General features: G+C 54.2%; 2 protein-coding genes. Both read right to left on the bottom strand.

Annotation, left to right across the window (positions count from 1 at the left end; all coding sequences use genetic code 11):
• Window positions 1-415: dihydropteroate synthase (locus ACEQFP_RS17485; protein WP_171250462.1), on the bottom strand; the 415-nt coding region annotated here is incomplete at its 3' end.
• The gene (locus ACEQFP_RS17480) at window positions 409-756 is read right to left on the bottom strand and encodes a quaternary ammonium compound efflux SMR transporter QacE delta 1 (RefSeq protein ID WP_000679427.1); all 348 of its coding nucleotides are present in this window, start codon (window positions 754-756) and stop codon (window positions 409-411) included. The genes ACEQFP_RS17485 and ACEQFP_RS17480, both read right to left, overlap by 7 nt.
• Window positions 757-867 lie beyond the last annotated feature (111 nt).

Raw genomic sequence — 867 nt, 5'->3', positions numbered from 1 at the left:
GACCGGTGCGGGTGGCGATGCCATCCCGCTGCGCTGAGTGCATAACCACCAGCCTGCAGTCCGCCTCAGCAATATCGGGATAGAGCGCAGGGTCAGGAAATCCTTGGATATCGTTCAGGTAGCCCACGCCGCGCTTGAGCGCATAGCGCTGGGTTTCCGGTTGGAAGCTGTCGATTGAAACACGGTGCATCTGATCGGACAGGGCGTCTAAGAGCGGCGCAATACGTCTGATCTCATCGGCCGGCGATACAGGCCTCGCGTCCGGATGGCTGGCGGCCGGTCCGACATCCACGACGTCTGATCCGACTCGCAGCATTTCGATCGCCGCGGTGACAGCGCCGGCGGGGTCTAGCCGCCGGCTCTCATCGAAGAAGGAGTCCTCGGTGAGATTCAGAATGCCGAACACCGTCACCATGGCGTCGGCCTCCGCAGCGACTTCCACGATGGGGATCGGGCGAGCAAAAAGGCAGCAATTATGAGCCCCATACCTACAAAGCCCCACGCATCAAGCTTTTGCCCATGAAGCAACCAGGCAATGGCTGTAATTATGACGACGCCGAGTCCCGACCAGACTGCATAAGCAACACCGACAGGGATGGATTTCAGAACCAGAGAAAGAAAATAAAATGCGATGCCATAACCGATTATGACAACGGCGGAAGGGGCAAGCTTAGTAAAGCCCTCGCTAGATTTTAATGCGGATGTTGCGATTACTTCGCCAACTATTGCGATAACAAGAAAAAGCCAGCCTTTCATGATATATCTCCCAATTTGTGTAGGGCTTATTATGCACGCTTAAAAATAATAAAAGCAGACTTGACCTGATAGTTTGGCTGTGAGCAATTATGTGCTTAGTGCATCTAACGC

The sequence above is a fragment of the Edwardsiella sp. A.80236 genome (assembly GCF_044540725.1).
GTDB classification, from domain to species: domain Bacteria; phylum Pseudomonadota; class Gammaproteobacteria; order Enterobacterales; family Enterobacteriaceae; genus Edwardsiella; species Edwardsiella tarda.
Note: the sequence above shows the minus strand (reverse complement) of the source record. Positions and strands in the feature narration are given on the sequence as shown.